The 19,046-nt window shown below is 44.8% G+C and carries 15 protein-coding genes; all 15 read left to right on the top strand.

Annotated features, from left to right (window positions below; genetic code table 11):
• Window positions 1-278: 278 nt before the first annotated feature.
• The 15 genes from groES to yjfF all read left to right on the top strand — a co-directional run bounded on the left by groES (window position 279) and on the right by yjfF (window position 18,883).
• On the top strand, window positions 279-563 hold the full coding sequence (gene groES / locus P22_RS11815) for a co-chaperone GroES (RefSeq protein ID WP_054260447.1): 285 nt from the start codon (window positions 279-281) through the stop codon (window positions 561-563).
• A gap of 19 nt (window positions 564-582) precedes the next feature.
• Window positions 583-2,229 carry a chaperonin GroEL gene (groL, locus tag P22_RS11820; protein WP_054260448.1) on the top strand — a complete coding sequence of 549 codons (1,647 nt, stop codon included), beginning with the start codon at window positions 583-585 and terminating at the stop codon, window positions 2,227-2,229.
• Between the two features lie 259 nt (window positions 2,230-2,488).
• Window positions 2,489-3,229, top strand: a complete 741-nt coding sequence (pdaB, locus tag P22_RS11825; protein ID WP_054260449.1) for a polysaccharide deacetylase family sporulation protein PdaB — start codon at window positions 2,489-2,491, stop codon at window positions 3,227-3,229.
• Window positions 3,230-3,368: 139 nt separating this feature from the next.
• Window positions 3,369-4,499: an aminofutalosine synthase MqnE gene (gene mqnE, locus P22_RS11830; protein ID WP_054260450.1), complete on the top strand. Its 1,131-nt coding sequence runs from the start codon at window positions 3,369-3,371 to the stop codon at window positions 4,497-4,499.
• Window positions 4,471-5,313 carry a menaquinone biosynthetic enzyme MqnA/MqnD family protein gene (locus tag P22_RS11835; RefSeq protein WP_054260451.1) on the top strand — a complete coding sequence of 281 codons (843 nt, stop codon included), beginning with the start codon at window positions 4,471-4,473 and terminating at the stop codon, window positions 5,311-5,313. The genes mqnE and P22_RS11835 overlap by 29 nt, the downstream gene beginning before the upstream one ends.
• A complete protein-coding gene (mqnC, locus tag P22_RS11840) occupies window positions 5,306-6,346 on the top strand; it encodes a cyclic dehypoxanthinyl futalosine synthase (RefSeq protein WP_054260452.1) in 1,041 nt (346 codons plus the stop codon). Before P22_RS11835 ends, mqnC begins: the two co-directional genes overlap by 8 nt.
• A 2-nt stretch (window positions 6,347-6,348) precedes the next feature.
• Window positions 6,349-7,173: an MTAP family purine nucleoside phosphorylase gene (locus P22_RS11845; RefSeq protein ID WP_054260453.1), complete on the top strand. Its 825-nt coding sequence runs from the start codon at window positions 6,349-6,351 to the stop codon at window positions 7,171-7,173.
• A gap of 37 nt (window positions 7,174-7,210) precedes the next feature.
• Entirely contained in the window at window positions 7,211-8,755 is a 1,545-nt protein-coding gene (gene guaA, locus P22_RS11850; RefSeq protein ID WP_373432675.1) for a glutamine-hydrolyzing GMP synthase, read from the top strand.
• Between the two features lie 277 nt (window positions 8,756-9,032).
• Window positions 9,033-10,811, top strand: coding sequence for a cache domain-containing sensor histidine kinase (locus P22_RS11855; RefSeq protein WP_235814636.1), 1,779 nt, complete (start codon window positions 9,033-9,035; stop codon window positions 10,809-10,811).
• A 6-nt stretch (window positions 10,812-10,817) separates the two neighbouring features.
• Complete coding sequence (locus P22_RS11860; RefSeq protein WP_054260455.1) at window positions 10,818-12,032, top strand: response regulator transcription factor; 1,215 nt, start codon at window positions 10,818-10,820, stop codon at window positions 12,030-12,032.
• Window positions 12,026-13,921 carry a substrate-binding domain-containing protein gene (locus tag P22_RS11865; protein WP_235814637.1) on the top strand — a complete coding sequence of 632 codons (1,896 nt, stop codon included), beginning with the start codon at window positions 12,026-12,028 and terminating at the stop codon, window positions 13,919-13,921. Before P22_RS11860 ends, P22_RS11865 begins: the two co-directional genes overlap by 7 nt.
• Before the next feature lie 235 nt (window positions 13,922-14,156).
• Window positions 14,157-15,173: an ABC transporter substrate-binding protein gene (locus P22_RS11870; protein ID WP_072169800.1), complete on the top strand. Its 1,017-nt coding sequence runs from the start codon at window positions 14,157-14,159 to the stop codon at window positions 15,171-15,173.
• Between the two features lie 157 nt (window positions 15,174-15,330).
• Window positions 15,331-16,842, top strand: a complete 1,512-nt coding sequence (locus P22_RS11875; protein WP_054260456.1) for a sugar ABC transporter ATP-binding protein — start codon at window positions 15,331-15,333, stop codon at window positions 16,840-16,842.
• Window positions 16,843-16,845: 3 nt separating this feature from the next.
• Window positions 16,846-17,925 carry an ABC transporter permease gene (locus P22_RS11880; RefSeq protein WP_054260457.1) on the top strand — a complete coding sequence of 360 codons (1,080 nt, stop codon included), beginning with the start codon at window positions 16,846-16,848 and terminating at the stop codon, window positions 17,923-17,925.
• Complete coding sequence (gene yjfF / locus P22_RS11885; protein WP_054260458.1) at window positions 17,900-18,883, top strand: galactofuranose ABC transporter, permease protein YjfF; 984 nt, start codon at window positions 17,900-17,902, stop codon at window positions 18,881-18,883. The genes P22_RS11880 and yjfF overlap by 26 nt, the downstream gene beginning before the upstream one ends.
• The last annotated feature ends 163 nt before the right edge of the window (window positions 18,884-19,046 follow it).

Below are 19,046 nucleotides of genomic sequence, written 5' to 3' on the forward strand. Positions count from 1 at the left end.
TTTTTATGGATAGGCTGAGACAGTAAGTGGTTTAACCAAGCTTAATAAGATTCTGGAAAACTGGAAAATATTCCGGGATTATTGAATATTTTTTCCAGTGGCAGAAAACAATACAATGCATGAGATAAAATTTACAAAAAAAATTAGTTTTTTCCCATGAAAAGTCTTGATTTTTTTTACCAAATTATATATCATAGTTTATGGAATTAGCACTCGACGTCAGTGAGTGCTAACAATTAAATTATAAATGACAAACACTATAAAGGGAGGTCGTTTTCATGATTAAGCCGTTAGGCGACAGAGTGGTTGTTAAAGTCGTGGAAAAAGAAGAAAAAACAAAAAGCGGTATCGTCCTGCCGGATACTGCCAAGGAAAAACCCCAGGAAGGCAAAATTGTAGCCGTTGGCACCGGCAAATTGCTGGATAACGGTCAACGTGTGGCCCTGGATGTCAAAGAGGGGGACAAAGTTATTTTTGCAAAATATGGCGGAACTGAAGTTAAAGTTGACGGGCAGGATTATCTCATCCTGAGCGAAAGAGATATTCTGGCTATTGTAGAATAATAAAGGGAGGTCATACATAATGGCTAAGCAAATTATTTTTGATGAAGAGGCACGCCGTGCGCTGGAAAGAGGCGTAAACGCTCTTGCCAATGCTGTAAAAGTTACTTTAGGACCTAAGGGTCGTAATGTTGTTCTGGATAAAAAATTTGGCGCACCTGCGATCACCAATGACGGTGTAACTATCGCTCGTGACATTGAACTGGAAGACCCGTTTGAAAATATGGGTGCACAACTGGTGAAAGAAGTTGCTACCAAGACCAATGATGTAGCCGGTGACGGTACGACTACTGCAACCCTGCTGGCTCAGGCTATGATTCGTGAAGGAATGCGCAATGTAGCAGCCGGTGCCAACCCGATGATCCTGAAAAAAGGTATTCAACGGGCTGTTGATGCTCTTGTTGATGAAATTAAGAAAAATGCTGTAAAAGTGGAAACCAAAGACGCTATTGCTCAGGTGGCTTCGATTTCTGCTGCCGACGATGAAATCGGTAAACTAATTGCCGAAGCTATGGAAAAGGTAGGAAAAGACGGCGTTATTACTGTAGAAGAATCCAAAACCATGGGTACCGACCTTGAAGTAGTAGAAGGTATGCAGTTTGACCGTGGTTATATTTCTCCCTATATGATCACCGATGCTGACAAGATGGAAGCTGTTTTGAACGATCCTTACATTCTTATCACCGACCGTAAAATTACCGCGATTGCTGATTTGCTGCCCGTACTGGAAAAAGTGGTCCAACAGGGCCGTGAATTGTTAATCATTGCTGAGGATATTGAAGGCGAAGCTTTGGCTACCTTGGTTGTCAATAAACTCCGTGGTACTTTTAAAGCCGTAGCGGTGAAAGCTCCCGGATTTGGTGACCGCCGTAAAGCTATGCTGGAAGATATCGCCATTCTTACCGGTGGTAGTGTTATTACGGAAGAATTGGGACGCAAACTGGACAGCGTTGAATTGACCGATCTCGGACGTGCCCGTCAAGTTCGCATTTCCAAAGAAGAAACTACCATCGTTAACGGCTCCGGCGAATCCGACGCTATTAAAGCCCGTGTGAATCAAATCAAGGCACAAATCGAAGAAACCACTTCCGATTTCGATAAAGAAAAACTGCAGGAACGCCTGGCTAAGTTAGCCGGCGGCGTAGCTGTCATTCAGGTGGGTGCCGCTACCGAGGTGGAACTGAAAGAAAAGAAACTGCGTATTGAAGACGCTCTTAATGCAACCCGCGCGGCTGTGGAAGAAGGCATTGTAGCCGGTGGTGGTACTACTTTCATTGATATTCAAACCGTACTTGAAAAATTAGCTCTTACCGGTGATGAAAAAACCGGTATGGAACTTGTTAAACGTGCTATTGAAGAACCGGTTCGTCAAATTGCCAACAATGCCGGACTGGAAGGTTCCGTTGTTGTCGAAGGTGTTAAAAAAGCCGGTAAAGGTTTTGGTTTCAATGCATTAACTGAAGAATATGTTGATATGATTAAAGCCGGTATTGTTGATCCTGCCAAAGTTACCCGTTCCGCATTACAAAATGCGGCAAGTATTGCGGCTATGGTATTGACAACGGAAACATTGGTTGCCGATAAACCGGAAAAAGATAATGGTGGTGCTGCTGCCGCTGCCGCTATGGGCGGTATGGGTGGCATGGGCGGTATGGGCGGCATGATGTAAGGACACCTTACAGCTCAGAAATCAAGGGGTCTCCCTCCATGGTAGGGAATACCCAATGCTGACATATTGCTAACAAATTTGAGGCCTCGCACGAGTTGAGAGAACTTGTGCGAGGCTTTCTCTTTCATTCTTCGCAAACACTGAAAGTTGGCAAATTAAACTTGTGGCAGCCTCTTGTTTCTTTTTCCCTTGGAGCATATTCTTTCTCCTTTTTGCATAAGTACTACTACAGTTTGTTAGGGAGTAGGGAGGTATGCGCATGGTTTTTAATCTGCGGCGTTTTCGAACATATCGGCATTTATTTTATAGTATGATTGGGTTATTGGCTATCAGCACAGTCTACGTAGAGATTGCCGAGCTGATTGCAAACGGCCCTATGGCCATTGCCGGTACCCGGACAGAACAAAAGGTAGTGGCTTTAACGTTTGATCATTCCTGGGGCAATAAATTTACGCCCTCTATTTTGGATACGCTAAAACAAAACGATGTGAAAGTTACCTTCTTTATTATGGGACCCTGGGCGAAAAAATTTCCGGAAGTGGCACAACGCATGGTGACTGACGGTCATGAAATCGCCAGTCATGGGTATCGGCACGAAAACTATGGCGATAAGCCGACTGAATGGGTGCGTGAAGATATTCAAAAAGCACATGAACTGATTAAAGAAGTTACCGGTGCGGAACCAACACTGCTTCGTCCGCCTAACGGCCATTATTCGCAAAATTCTCTGAAGGTCACGGATGAGTTAGGTTATAAGACGATTATCTGGAATGTCGATTCTTTGGATTGGAAAAATCCGGGACGTGATGTGATTGTGGAACGCGTAATGAAACGCCTTAAGCCTGGAGCCATTATTCTTATGCATGCATCCGACACACCGGTTCAAACAGCGGAAGCTCTGCCTATTTTGCTGGATAAAATAAAAGCGGAAGGCTATAAGATTGTGACGGTTGGCGAATTATTGCAAAATTATAGTGAAAAAGGGCTACTAAAGCATTAGCGGTGCGGAGCAGTCAAAAACTGCTCCGTATTCTTAATGTTTAGACATTTAACGAACAGGCAGGAAATGCGATTCTGCCGGCGAATGTAAAAAGGTTACATATTATGTTACGGGAATGAACAGAAGTGAAGGTGAATCCATGGTTACTGTTGATGCTGCTGCAGAAAAGATTTTATCCGGTAAGCGGCTGAATTTTTCTGAAGCAATGGCTTTATACCAGCATAACGATATAGTACATCTGGCTAAACTGGCTCGTTTGGTGAAGCAGGCTAAATCCGGGAGCCAGGTGTTTTTTAATGTAAACCGGCATATTAATTTGACGAATATTTGTGTTTCCGGCTGCCCTTTGTGTGCTTTTGCCTGCAAAGCGGAAAATGCTGCCGGCTACATTATGGATGAAGCAGAGGTTGTGAGGCTGGTGCGGGCTGCAGCCAATGAATATCCGGATCTTTCTGAAATACACATGGTAAGTGCCTTGCATCCGGACAAGCCGTTTCAATACTATCTGGATATTGTAAAAGCGGTTAAACGGACATTGCCTGCTATTCATGTAAAAGCCTTTACACCGGTGGAAATTATACATTTTAGTACCATTGCCCAGATTTCAATCGAAACCGTCCTTTGCAGGTTAAAGGAAGCCGGACTCGACTCACTTCCTGGCGGAGGTGCAGAAATACTGGATGATGAAGTACGCCGGCGAATTTGCCCGAACAAGGCCACGACTCAGCAATGGTGTGAAGTCATGAAAACAGCGCACCGGTTGGGTTTACCAACCAATGCAACCATGTTATACGGACATATTGAAACGGTTGAGCAAAGAATCCGTCATTTATTTACCATACGGGATATACAAGATCAGACGAGGGGATTTCAGGCTTTTGTCTCCTTTCCCTTTCATCCGGATAATACGGCATTAGCTGGACAAACGGCAAGAGCGAGTGCCTGGGAGGACTTAAAAATGATTGCCATTGCCAGATTGGTACTGGATAATATTGAGCATATTAAAGCCTTCTGGATGATGCTTACTTTGCCGATCGCTCAGTTGTCTCTTAGCTTTGGGGTGGATGATTTGGACGGTACTGTAGTGGAGGAAAAAATTATTCATGCCGCAGGAGCCAGTACCCAAAAAGGCATCACCAAAGGGGAGCTTATTAAGTTAGTCCGGGAGACCGGATTTATTCCGGTAGAACGTGATACTTTCTACCATCCTGTAAAAATTTATGGAAAGGATGGATCAGGCAATGATACAGCCGAAACTGGGACATATTAACTTTATCAATTGTTTGCCATTAGATTATGGTTTTAAGCAAGGCGGGTTTAATGAGGGCCTGTACATCTATCCGGAAGTCCCTTCGCGATTAAATCAAGCTTTACTTCAGGGAGAACTGGACGTCAGCCCGGTATCGTCTATTATTTACGCTTTGCATGCGGATGAGCTTTTGATCCTGCCTGATGTATCCATAAGTGCCGCTGCCGGACTCCAAAGTATTTTGCTGGTATCGAAACGGCCGATTGCCGAGTTAAACGGAGCAAAAATAGCTTTGACAGCCAAGTCGGCGACCTCGCATGCCCTGCTCAAAATCGTGCTGCAACAGGCTTACCAGGTGCAGGCCGATTATTTTATCAGTGGACTGTCTTTAGCGGAAGGGGTGCTGGAAACGGCAGATGCCGTTTTGTTTATTGGCGACGATGCCCTGCATGCCTATCTTCATCAACAAGAGCCTTACTATCATTATGATATGGGTGAGGAGTGGCGGAAGTTAACCGGCTTATCTATGGTTTATGCGGTATGGGCGGTTAACCGTTCTTTTGCTGAACAACAGGCTGACTTGCTACAGCGGATTTACCTTCAGGTGACAGGCGGTTTTTCCTATGGTTTGGTACGTATAGAAAAGGCCGCTGCCGTTGCCGAGCATACGTCACCGTTTGACGCCCGGCAGATTGTTACCTATCTATCCCTGCTCAATTATCAATTTACCGAAGCACATAAGAAAGCCTTGCTGACATTTTACCGACGTGCCTATGAACTTGCCATAATTCCCAGGATGCCTGTGCTGGATTTTGCCGAGGTGGGCCATGAATAAGCGGATTACAGCTGCAGAAGGCACTGAATTATTGTGTCAGGCGGATATCCTGGATTTGGGGCAGGCTGCCGATGCGGTGCGCCGGGAAAAACATCCTGGCGATGTGGTAACCTTTATTATTGACCGTAATATTAATTATACCAATGTATGTGTCAGCCAATGCCGCTTCTGTGCATTTTACCGCCCTGCCGGTCATAAGGATGCTTATGTATTGCCTAGAGAAGTTATTCTTGAAAAAATCAGGGAAGCCATGAATGCCGGTGGTACACAAATTATGCTGCAGGGAGGGTTGAATCCGGAACTGGGATTTTCTTATTATCTTGATTTATTGCAGTCAATAAAAAAAGAGTATGCGATTACCATTCATTCGTTTACCCCGACCGAAGTACTTTATCTGGCACAAAGAGAAGGATTGTCAATAAAAGAGACATTAATCCGTTTAAAAGAAGCAGGCCTGGATTCCCTGCCGGGGGGCGGGGCCGAAATTCTTGTAGACGAGGTGCGCCGTCAGGTTAGTCCGGGTAAAATCAGTGCAGGGGACTGGCTTGCGGTAATGGAAGCCGCACATCGTGCCGGACTGGCAACAACGGCTACCATGGTAATTGGTATGGGAGAAACAACGGAACAACGGATCGAGCATATGGAAAAACTCCGCCGGCTTCAGGATCAAACCGGGGGATTCCGGGCATTTATTATGTGGTCCTATCAACCGGGCAACACGGAGCTGGGCGGTGAGAAAATATCGGCCTGGGAATACTTGCGTACTCTGGCAGTGGCCAGGCTGTATCTGGACAATATCAGCCATGTTCAGGGATCGTGGGTAACGCAGGGTGAACGGGTTGGGCAGCTGACCCTAGCTTTTGGTGCCGACGATTTAGGCAGTATTATGCTGGAAGAAAACGTTGTAAGGGCAGCGGGAACACAATATCAAATGTCGATCAATAAAATGAAGGAACTGATTCGTGCGGCGGGTAGGCGCCCTGCACAGCGTGATACGGAATATAACATTATCAAATTGTTTTCTGAGGTGTAGTGATGAATTTACTTACAACGGAATTTGCAGTTATCGGCGGTTCGGGGACATTATCCAGTAATTTTCCACAGGGGATTGACGATGCAGGAGTTACCTTGCTGGCTGATGAACTGGAGTTTGAAACCCCTTATGGACTAAGTCCGGCCTTTCGTTTATTTAGCGTTGACGGCAGGCAGGTACTTACCTGCCGTATGCATGGCTGGCGCAGCGGGATCAGTCGCGCCGATGCTTCACGCCAGGTCTTCTGGGTTTTGCGTGAGGCCGGTGTAAAACGGATTATAGCGGAGGGCGGCGTGGGTTCGGTCAACCATCTGCTTGATCCGCGCGACTTTGTTATTCCGCATGATTATATCGACATGTCTCTCCGGAAGGACGTAGGGCTGGAGGGAAAATATCTTTTGATTATGCGGGATGCTCTTTGTCCGGAAATTCGTGATATCCTTCTGCAGAATACCAGGAAACAGTATACAGGACGTATTTTTGAGCGCGGAATTTATGCAGTGACGGAAGGTAGGCACTTTGAAAGCCCGGCAGAAATTGCCATGATGCGGGGAAATGCCGATATTGTCGGCCAAAGCCTGTGTCCGGAAGTCTATCTGGCACGAGAAATTGGAGCTTGCTACGCAGGGCTGTACTTTGTGGTTAACTATGGTGAAGGCGTGGTGAAAGACTGGTCGCACCAGCAGCTTAAAGACATTTTTTACGATGACGCACCCATGATTGGCCGCATTATTATCAATACCATCCGGGACCTGGCGGCGACGGGAAAATGCGGCTGTCGTGAATTAAGAAAAGAAACCTTGCTGAAAACTATTTACAATAAGTAGCAGGATATGATATATTACGCTCAAAGCAGGAGGGATAATAATATTTATGAAGCATAGTGAATTGATCATCATCATGGATTTTGGCGGCCAATACAGCCAGCTAATTGCCAGACGTGTCCGCGAATGCGGTGTGTACTGTGAGATTGTGCCGTTCAATACTGCAATTGAAAAAATTGCCGGCATGAATCCCAGGGGTATTTTATTTTCGGGCGGACCGTCCAGTGTCTATGGTGATAACGCACCTGTCTGTGACACGAAAATTTTTGAAATCGGCATTCCTGTTTTGGGAATATGCTACGGTATGCAGTTTATGGCACATACCCTGGGCGGCAAGGTGGCTCATGCCGCTACCAGGGAGTATGGCAATACCCGCCTGTATCTTGACGGGTATGAGGGAATATTTACCGAAATCAGCAATGAAACGCAAGTTTGGATGAGCCATGGCGACTACATCGAAGCGGCACCAGCCGGATTTAGCGTTACTGCCCATACCAACAGCACACCGGTAGCGGCTATGGCCAATGAGCAGAAACGCATCTATGGCGTTCAGTTTCATCCCGAGGTAGTGCATACGCCCGAAGGCATGAAGATGTTGCGCAATTTCTTGTTTAACATCTGCGGATGTACCGGTGACTGGAATATGGGGTCCTTTGTGGATAAGGCCATCCAGGCAATCCGGGAGCAGGTAGGCAATAAACGGGTTTTATGCGCGCTGAGCGGCGGTATTGATTCGTCCGTGGCTGCCGTGCTGGTGCACCGTGCCGTTGGTGACCAGCTAACTTGTGTGTTTGTAAATCATGGCTTTTTGCGTAAAGGTGAGCCGGAACAGGTGGTAAAAACCTTCCGTGACGGCTTTAAAATGAATCTTGTGTATGCCAATGTGGTAGACCGCTTCATGAAACGGGTCGACGGTGTAACCGATCCCGAGCAGAAGCGTAAAATTATCGGTGAAGAATTTATTCGCGTTTTTGAAACGGAAGCCGCCAAACTAGGCAAAATTGATTTTTTGGTGCAAGGCACGTTATATCCGGATGTGGTTGAAAGCGGCACGGCAACGGCAGCTGTTATTAAAAGCCATCATAATGTGGGTGGTTTGCCGGAGGATATGCAGTTTGAACTGGTTGAACCCTTACGCGAATTGTTTAAGGATGAGGTTCGTGCTTTGGCCAGAGAGTTGAATTTACCGGAAGATATCGTTTGGCGTCAGCCCTTCCCCGGGCCGGGACTGGCCATCCGGATTATTGGCGAAATTACTGAAGAACGGCTGGAGATTTTACGGGACGCCGATGCGATTGTACACCAGGAAATAAAGGCTGCAGGCCTGTATCGGAAAGTATGGCAATCTTTTGCGATATTGCCGGCAATGAAAAGCGTTGGTGTTATGGGTGATGAACGTACTTATGCCTATACGGTGGGGCTGCGGATCGTGTCCAGTGAAGACGGTATGACAGCCGACTGGGTGAGACTGCCGTATGAAGTTTTGGATACTATTTCACGGCGTATTGTCAACGAAGTAAAAGGTGTAAACAGAGTCGTATATGATATCACTTCCAAACCGCCTTCTACGATTGAATGGGAGTAATCCCAGCGTAAAATCCTGTAGAACCTTGTAAATTGAGGTTTTACAGGATTTTTTCTATACAGAGGCCGCTATAAATATGAATAAACATAAATTAAATATTTAATTTATGTTTTGAAGAATAGAGGAGTTGCTAGCTATTTGTAGAAGTAAATGAATCATTGACTCAATAGTGATAAACAGCCGTCAGAAGAAAAATAACAAAAATTCCATTTATTTCTAGACTTGGCTGTTTCAGAAAATTATAATTATATTGAAAACCAAGATGCAGGCGAAGTAGGTGATCAAACCCTTGCTTACTTCCTTCTTGAAGGGGAAGAGTATCCGTTTTAAATTACAGTTATATTTTTTTTCTCTGATTTTACTGCCTATTATTACCATGGGAATGATCGGTGATGTGATTTACAGCAAGGCCATGGAGGAGGAAGTGAATACTCACACGGCACAAATGATTGGAAAAGTTACCGATAATGTAGAGTTTTACATTCATGATATGGAAAACTTAATCTATTATCTGGCGAATGATCCCCGGGTTAAGCAGTTTCTCAATGCTTCAGAGAATGAATTATCGCAGTCAGGCAATGAGCAAAAAGGCGAAGTTTACAAGGTTTTAGCAACTTATAAATCCATTCATCCGGAGATTGCCGGAATTATGGTGGTCAGTGAAAATGACCGGTATGCCAGTAATGAAATGACGACAATTTCCAGAGATCCGCTTACTGCCGAGATGTGGTACAAACGTTCTGTTGCTGAAGCCAATACGGTACAGCTATTCAGTAAGCCTATCGGGCGCAATATCATGACCAATATTAACTATAGTGCGGATGATGTTGTTGCGGTTGCCAAAGCGGTTAAAAATCCTCTTACTGGCAGATGTATGGGAGTCATTCTTATTGATATGAAGCTGGAGGTCATCAAGAAATTGATTGATGGTATCACGCTGGGGAAAAAAGGATTTTTGTATATTATGGATGAAAATGGCGGAATTGTTTATGCTCCAATTAATCCGATTGTCTATCGTGTGAATTATGAATGGCTGGGCGAGCAGTCTGGCAGTACGGTAAAAAAAATAAAAGATGACCGTTATCAGATTATGTATAAAGAATCGGATTATACAAAATGGAAGACTGTCGGCGTATTTTCACTGAACGAAACGCTGGGCGAGGTAGCTCAAAACCGGTATTATTCTTTTTTTATTGCATTAATTACGCTGATGCTGGCCACGATCGCATCCCTGTTTTTTACGGCATCCATTGCCAAACCGCTGCTTGCACTTGGCAAGCTTATGCATAGAGCGGAAGACGGAGATCTTTCCGTACGGTTCCATAGCCGCTACAACGATGAAATTGGACGGTTAGGCAATAGTTTTAACAGAATGATCGGAGAAATCAGCAAGCTGATCGATATGGTCTATGAGGAGCAAAAAAGCAAGCGTGAAGCAGAACTGAAAACCTTGCAGGCGCAGATAAAACCACATTTTTTGTATAATACACTGGATACCATTCAATGGATGGCACAAGCGCAGGGGATGGCGGATATTGTCAAGATGGTCAACGCTTTGGCGAAACTATTCCGTATTGCTTTGAGCCGTGGCAGGGAGGTCATCAAGGTACGGGAGGAGTTGGAACATGTCAATAGTTACCTGACTATTCAGACAGTTAGATATGAGGGAAAGCTGGAGTATGATATTAGCTTTGAAGAAGATATATTGGAGTGCGAAGTAATCAAGCTGATTCTGCAGCCCGTTGTTGAAAATGCCATTTACCATGGTATCCATGCTAAGCGTGGCAAAGGTAAAATCAGCATCTACGCCGGTAAAGAGCAGGGGAATCTTTGTTTTATTGTTCGTGACAATGGGAAAGGGATGACTCCGGAAAAAATAAAGCAGATAACGGAGATGTTAAGAGCCAATAGGTCGCCTGAACAGTCAGGTTATGGCATGTTTAATGTTCATGAGCGCATCCGGTTATCTTTTGGTGTGGAGTACGGTTTGCAATTTGAAAGCGAATATGAGGCAGGCACGGTAGTAAAGATAATACATCCGCTTATGAAAGGGTGAAGCTGAATGTATAAGGTCCTGATTGCTGACGATGAACCGATTATTCGTAGAGGGCTGAGAGGCTTAATTGACTGGAAGGATCTGGGTCTGGAGGTCGTGGGTGAGGCGGAAGACGGTGAAATGGCTTTGGCTCAGGTTCAAGCGCTGCAGCCGGATATATTGCTCATGGACATCTGCATGCCTTTTCTCAGCGGCCTGGAGCTGGCCGAGCTGCTTACTCAGGTAGCAGCAAAGCAATGTATGGTGATAGTCATAACCGGACATGATGAGTTCTCTTATGCGCAGCAGGCTGTTCGCTTGCATTTATTTGATTATTTGTTAAAACCCGTATGCAGGGAACATCTGCTGGCTGTTCTCAATAAGGCTAAAGGCGAGATCGCCCGGAGCGGGGACAGGGAACATTTTCTTCAATGGGCCAATCAGCAAATGTGTAGAAATTTACCGGCGATTAAAGAGCAGTTTTTTTCCGATTGGACCGGCGGCCGGTTGACAGAGCCGGGAATTAAAGAACAATTGAGCTTTTTTCATTTGGAGTACCGGGAACCTTCCGGTATGATAGTGATAAAAATTATGGAGAAAATCAATAGAGACGAAACGGTGAAACAATGGGATAAGCAGGTACTGGTGTTTGCTGTGGAAAATATCGTGAATGAAATTTTGGAGAGTAGTTCGGGTACTATGGTATTTCACGATAAATCCGGCCATGTGATCGCTATTACGGCGATCACGCAGATGAGTGTCTGGCTTACATACGGAGCAAAAATTGAAGCTATGGTGGAAACATATTTAAAGAAAACCGTGTTTGTCGCGCAGAAGGGTATTGATGGGCTGGCACAGGTTGCAGTGGTGTATGCCGGCTTGCTGGCAGATATAAACAATAAAACCAATTGTACCCCTATTGTGATGCTCACGCAAAAATATATCGAGAGTAATTTCTATAAAGAAGATTTGTCTTTGCAAGAGGTAGCCGATCATATGCAAATTAGTGCTACCTATCTAAGCAGGTTGTTAAAGCAGGAAACAGGCTTGTCTTTTATTGACTATCTGACTCATGTGAGAGTCAGTAAGGCCATTCAGTTAATGGGTGACCCGGGGATCAAAATATATGAAATCGCAGAGCGTGTGGGTTATAGCAGTCAGCATTATTTTAGTACAGCTTTTAAAAAGGCCTTTGGCGTCTCACCTGTTGAGTATCGGAAAGGGAGGCCGCAGCATTGTTGAAGACCGTGTACTATAGGTATATACAATATATAATCGTGCTGGCAGTCGTGACCCTGGCAGTATTTTCTATTATGCAATATTGGCAAAACCGTAGCAGCAGTGAGGAGTGCAGCAGTCCGGTGAAATTTTTGATTGGGGTATCACAGGCTAATCTAATTGAACCCTGGCGCGTGGCCATGAACGAGGAAATAAAAAAAGAAGCCCTGGCCTATAAAGATGTACGGGTGGTTTTTAGCGATGCGGCACAAAGTTCAGACAAGCAGATTCGGGATGTGGAAGCATTACTGCAGCAAGGTATCGATTTACTGATTATTTCGCCTAATGATTCGGCGAAATTGACACCGATCGTATCGAAGGCCTATAAAAAGATACCTGTTATCGTATTGGATCGGGCAGTGGAGGGAGCTGATTACACGCTCTTTATCGGACCGGACAACAAGTTTATCGGTAAGGAAGCCGGCAGGTATGTCCTGGATTTGCTGCGCAGCAGCGGGGGAAAGGTAGTGGAAATTCAGGGTTTAGCCGGTTCACCTCCGGTACGCGAAAGAAGTGAAGGATTCCGTGAAGTCCTTAAGAATTATCCTCAGATAGAAATTGTCAAGACGATGGAAGCCGACTGGCAAAAGGATAAAGCGGAAGATAAGATGGCGGAGATATTAACCCGGAGCAGGGATATTGACATTGTGTTTGCCCATAACGATCCGATGGCACTGGGTGCCTATCAGGCAGTCAAAAAGGCGGGGGGAATTCCAGGAATAAAATTTATCGGCGTTGATGGGTTAAGCGGCCCCGGCGGGGGATTACAACTGGTGCGTGACGGTGTTCTGAAGGGAACATATACTTGCTCTACCGGGGGAAAAGAAGCTGTACGCTACGCTATCGATATACTGAACCATGAAAAGGGAGTTCCTAAAAAAATTATTTTACGGAGCAACAAAATCACTGCCGATAATCTAGCTGAGTATTTGCAAAATGAACGGCAGGTGGCGAAAGATCCCAGCCATGAAAGCCGGAAGATACGTATTGGATTCTCGCAATTAGGCAGGGAGAGCGAATGGCGGATGGCAAATTCAGATTCGATCAAACGGGCGGCAGCCGATGCGCGGGTGGAGTTGTTTTTTGAGGAAGCCGACCAAAAGCAGGAACGGCAAATCGCAGCCATCCGTTCTTTTATCGCCATGGGCGTTGATATTATCGCTTTTTCACCCGTGATAGAGACGGGCTGGGATGAAGTACTGCAGGAAGCCAAGCAGGCTAATATCCCTGTTATTTTGATGGACCGAACGATTAAGGTCGAAGACGATTCATTATACAGCAGCTTTATTGGTGCTGATTTTCAGGAAGAAGGGCGCAAGGCGGCCCGTTGGCTGATGAACAATACAAAAGAGCTGGCCAGTGTCAATATTGTTGAACTGCAGGGAACGCTGGGGGCGGCGCCGTCCATTGACCGCAAGCAGGGCTTTGCGGAGGTCATTCAGGACAATAAAAAATACCGGATTGTTTACTCGGAAATTGGGGATTTTACCAAAGCCAGCGGGAAAAAAATCATGCAGGATATATTAGCAAGGGAGACGACCGATATTCAGGCAGTATTTGCGCATAATGATGATATGGCTTTAGGTGCCATTGAAGCCCTGGAAGAGTATCATTTGCGGCCAGGCAGGGACATTATGATTGTTTCGATTGACGCTACCAAAAGTGCCTTTGAGGCGATGCTGCAGGGAAAACTGAATTGTACGGTGGAATGCAATCCGCTTTTAGGGCCGGAACTGATGAAGGCGGCAAAAGACAGGGTGTCCGGCAAACAACTGCCTATTAAAATTATTGCTGCGGAAAGTATTTTTCCGCAGGAGGTGGCTAGCCAGGAATATAAAAAACGCAAATACTGATAACAGCAGAATATGGCGGGAGAAGCCGCAGCAGGGGGCCAGTGAGACCTGCTGCGGTTATTATTTTGTCCGTGCCTTGTTGGTATACAGGCGGAGGGGAAATGACGGTCGCTTGCTTCTTTAAGTAACCTTGTATGTAAAATCATAAAAAAGTTATGAATATTTAAAATACTTATCGGTAAAAGTGCTTTATAATCTTAATTGATTCAAAATTATATTAGGGAGGGGAATGGTTATGAGGAAATCCCGAAAAATCATTGCCGGGATACTTGCCGGTGTCATGATGCTGGCACTGGCCGGTTGCGGCGCAAAACAGGAAGCCAATGCGCCGGCAGGTGAGAAAAACGCCGGTAAAAAAATTACAGTCGGTTTTTCTCAAGTTGGTGCGGAAAGTGAGTGGCGTACCGCAAACACAGAATCCATTAAGTCGGCAATGAAGGAAGCGGGTATTGATTTAAAATTTTCTGATGCACAGCAAAAACAAGAAAATCAAATTAAAGCTATCCGCTCTTTTATTCAGCAGAAAGTTGATGTTATCGCTTTTTCACCGGTGGTGGAAACAGGCTGGGATGCAGTCTTGCAGGAAGCCAAAGCCGCTAAAATTCCGGTTATCCTAACGGATAGAGCGGTTAAATTAAGCAGCGGCAATCCGGAAGAGTACTATGTCACTTTTATGGGGTCTGATTTCGTTGAAGAGGGACGACGGGCAGCAAACTGGCTGGTCGGATTTATGAAAAAGGATACTGAACCTGTCAATATAGTGGAACTGCAGGGAACAGTCGGTTCCGCACCGGCCATTGACCGCAAAACAGGTTTTGAAGAAGTGCTCAAAAATCATGCCAATTACAAGATTATAAAATCCCAGACCGGTGATTTTACGCGGGCAAAAGGCAAGGAAGTCATGGAGGCTTTCCTAAAATCAGCTAAAGCGGAAAATCAGAAAATAGACGTTTTGTACGCTCATAATGATGATATGGCCATCGGGGCGATACAGGCCATTGAAGAAGCCGGGCTAAAACCGGGCAAAGACATTATTATTGTTTCTATTGACGGGGTCAAAGGTGCCTTTGAAGCAATGATTGCAGGAAAATTAAATGCAACAATCGAATGCAGCCCCCTCTTAGGGCCACAATTGGTAGAGGCAGTAAAAGCCCTGACTGAAGGAAAAACTTTGGAAAAAAGAATCCTAACCCAGGAAGGGGTTTTTCCGGCTGAGGTAGCAGCCAAAGAATTACCTAACCGTAAATATTAAGAATAACGAACTTTATGCCACTCCGTAATTCTGTGAGGAATAGAAAATCAGGGGCTATCCGCAAGGAAAGTCCCTGATGGAGTGGGGTTTCTTTTAATCAAGCGTAACTGGCCTTTGCGAAAGGATGTATTCAATTTTTGGAGGTGAATAGTACGTTATGGCTGATAATAGAACAATATTGACAATGAAAGGGATCTCTAAATCTTTTCCAGGGGTCAAGGCACTCACGAACGTAAATTTTGAATTAAGAAGCGGGGAGATACACTGCTTAATGGGGGAAAATGGTGCCGGAAAATCTACCTTAATAAAAGTGCTTACCGGCGTGGAGACTTTAGATACCGGAGAAATTACGCTTGATGGTAAAAGTATCAGACCAAATTCACCGCATAATGCGCAGCAGTTAGGTATCAGCACCGTGTATCAGGAAGTAAATCTATGCTCCAATTTGTCGGTAGCGGAAAATATTTTCATTGGCAGGGAACCGATACGTTTTGGACATATTGACTGGCAGGAAATAAATAAGCGTTCAGCAGTATTACTATCGAGGTTAAATTTAAAGATCGATGTTACTCAGCCTCTGGAACGGTATTCTGTAGCTATTCAGCAAATGGTGGCAATTGCCCGTGCGTTGGATGTATCAGCAAAAGTGCTCATCTTGGACGAACCGACCTCTAGTTTGGACGCGAAAGAAGTAGAGAAACTCTTCGATGTAATGCGCAAATTAAAAAATGACGGTATGGGAATTGTATTTGTGACCCACTTTATGGATCAGGTATATGCAGTATCAGACCGTATTACGGTACTGCGTAATGGAGAATTAGTCGGTACGTATAACACCGCGGAATTATCGCGGGTACAATTAATTGCCAAAATGATTGGCAAAGAATTTGACGGATTTAAGGAAAAGACCAGCAAAACAGATGAATATTCAGGTCAAAAGGCACTTGAGACCTTCCTGACAGTTAAAGGCTTGGGAAAACAGGGTTCGATACATCCTTTTGATTTAGATGTTAATAAAGGCGAAGTACTTGGTTTTGTGGGATTGTTAGGTTCCGGCAGGACGGAGATGGCGCGGGTTCTTTATGGAATTGACCAACCGGATACCGGTGATATGATGGTCAGAGCTAAAAAGGCTAAATTTAAATCCCCGGCGGATGCGATTAAAAGTGGAATGGCTTTTTGTCCGGAAAATAGAAAAACAGAAGGTATTATTGCTGATCTTTCGGTCAGAGAAAATATTATCTTGGCTCTTCAAGCCAAGCTAGGATGGAATAAATATATTTCCCGTAAAAAGCAAGAAGATTTTGCCGATAAGTATATTAAGCTGTTGAATATAAAAACTGCCGGGCCGGAGCAAAGGGTCAAAAACCTAAGCGGTGGAAATCAGCAAAAAGTTATCTTAGCCAGATGGTTGCTGATCAACCCGGAATTACTGATCCTGGATGAACCTACCCGTGGAATTGATATTGGGACAAAGGCCGAAATACAAAAATTGATTTTGGAGCTGTCCGATCAACGAATGTCAGTTATTTTTATTTCTTCCGAATTGGATGAATCACTTCGGTGCTGTAGCCGTATGGCTGTCTTGCGGGACAGGATGAAGGTAGCGGAACTTTCCGGTGAAGAGATTGAAGAAAAAACGGTCATGCAGACAATAGCAGGGGTGTAAAATATGGAACTGATTAAAGAAAAGTGGAAGGAATTCAGTAAATCACAGCTGATCTGGCCGACAGTAGCGTTAGTAATCGTGCTGCTTTTTAATTTAATTTATACGAAAGATTTTTTTAGCATTGAAGTAAAAGACGGTCACCTCTATGGCGTTACGATTGATATTTTAAACCGGGCGGCGCCGCTGATGCTGTTGGCGATAGGCATGACACTGGTTATCGCTACCAGGGGGATTGATATCTCGGTGGGATCGGTCATTGCGATCTCCGGGGCGACAGCCGCTTCGCTAATTGGCGGCCATCTGGAATATATTGACGGAGTGCAGAACATGGTGGCCAATGTGCCGATGCCGCTGGCTATTCTGGCCGCACTGGCGGTTTCGGCATTACTTGGAATGTGGAACGGTTTTCTCATTTCCAGAGTGGGTATACAAGCAATAGTAGCCACACTGATCCTGATGGTGGCCGGCAGAGGGCTGGCCCAGTTAATCACACAAGGTCAGATTGTTACGATTTATTATAAGCCGTTCAGTTATATCGGCACAGGGTATTTGCTGGGATTGCCGTTTGCCATTTTCATCGTTGCGGCTACACTTGCCATCACCTTATATATGGTAAGAAAAACGGCAATTGGATTATTCCTGGAGTCCATAGGCATCAATGCCGCAGCCAGCAAATTTTCCGGTATCCATGTGGAAAAGTATATCTTTTCCGTCTATGTTTTTTCCAGTCTTTGTGCCGGAATCGCCGGTATCATCATTTGTTCTAACGTTAGTTCGGCTGATGGGAATAACGCGGGACTATTCATAGAAATGGATGCCATTCTGGCAGTAGCACTTGGCGGCAATTCTCTGGATGGCGGACGGTTCTCACTGCTGGGCAGTGTAATCGGTGCCCTGGTGATTCAAAGCATCACTACAACGATTTACGCTATCGGCGTGCCGCCGGAAGTAACCTTGGTGGTGAAAGCCATGGTAGTTATTGCTATTTGTTTGTTGCAGTCGGATCATTTTCGCCAACTGGTATTCAGTAAATTGGCCCAGAACAGGGGGAATCAGCATGAAAAAGTTACAGCTAAATTATAAATTTATTTCTCTATATATTACTATTCTACTATTTGCATTGCTGTTTGCAGCAGGGTCTGTATTATATACGGGATTCTTTTCACTGCAAGTTTTACTAAACATGTTGATTGACAATGCTTTTTTGATTATCACGGCACTGGGAATGACTTTTGTTTTGATTATTGGAGGCATTGACTTGTCGGTTGGGGCCGTAATTGCTCTGGTTTGCATGCTTTCGGCACATCTGCTGGAGCATGTTCAGCTAAGCCCGTTTATTGTTATTCCGTTAATGTTGCTTCTGGGAGTTTTTTTTGGTTTAGGACAGGGAGTTTTGATTCATTATTTTAAAATACAGCCGTTCATCGTTACGCTGGGTGGAATGTTCTTGGCGCGGGGTCTTTGCTATGTTATCAGTATTGATACCATTATGATTACGGATCCATTTTATCAGATGGTCTCCACTTACAGAATTCCGTTGCCATTTGATACTTCAATTACCATTAGTGTGCTGATTGCCCTGCTTACGCTCTTAGGAGCATTGTATCTGGCTAATTTCACGAAATTCGGCCGTACCGCTTATGCGATTGGCGGCAGTGAGCAGTCGGCTGTTTTAATGGGCTTGCCTGTAGCAAGAACAAAAATATTAGTTTATGCGCTCAATGGTTTTTGTTCCACGCTGGCCGGTATTGTATTCAGTTTCTATATGCTTTCCGGGTACGGCCTTCATACCGTAGGGCTGGAAATGGATGCAATCGCTTCAGCCGTTATCGGAGGCACTCCATTAACCGGCGGTGCCGGTTTCATGACCGGTACGTTGTTTGGCGTGTTAATTCAGGGCGTGATTCAGACTCTAATCATGTTCCAGGGAACGCTAAGTTCATGGTGGACGAAAATTGCGATTGCCGCTTTACTGTGTATCTTTATTGTTTTACAGCGTTTGATTATTTCCCGTAAGGACAGCCGTAAAGCCCTGGCTTAAATTGCTTTAACACAAAAGATCTCCTGCTCATTGTGCAAGGAGATCTTTTGTGTTAAAGCAAATAGATAAAAAAGAGGGATAGAGCTAAAAAATACAGGATTATCCTGATAAATGATAATTGCTATTAACAGAAAACGATTGACAAATAAATTGATTAATATTA

It is taken from the genome of Propionispora sp. 2/2-37 (assembly GCF_001298735.1).
In the GTDB taxonomy this organism is placed as follows: domain Bacteria; phylum Bacillota; class Negativicutes; order Propionisporales; family Propionisporaceae; genus Propionispora.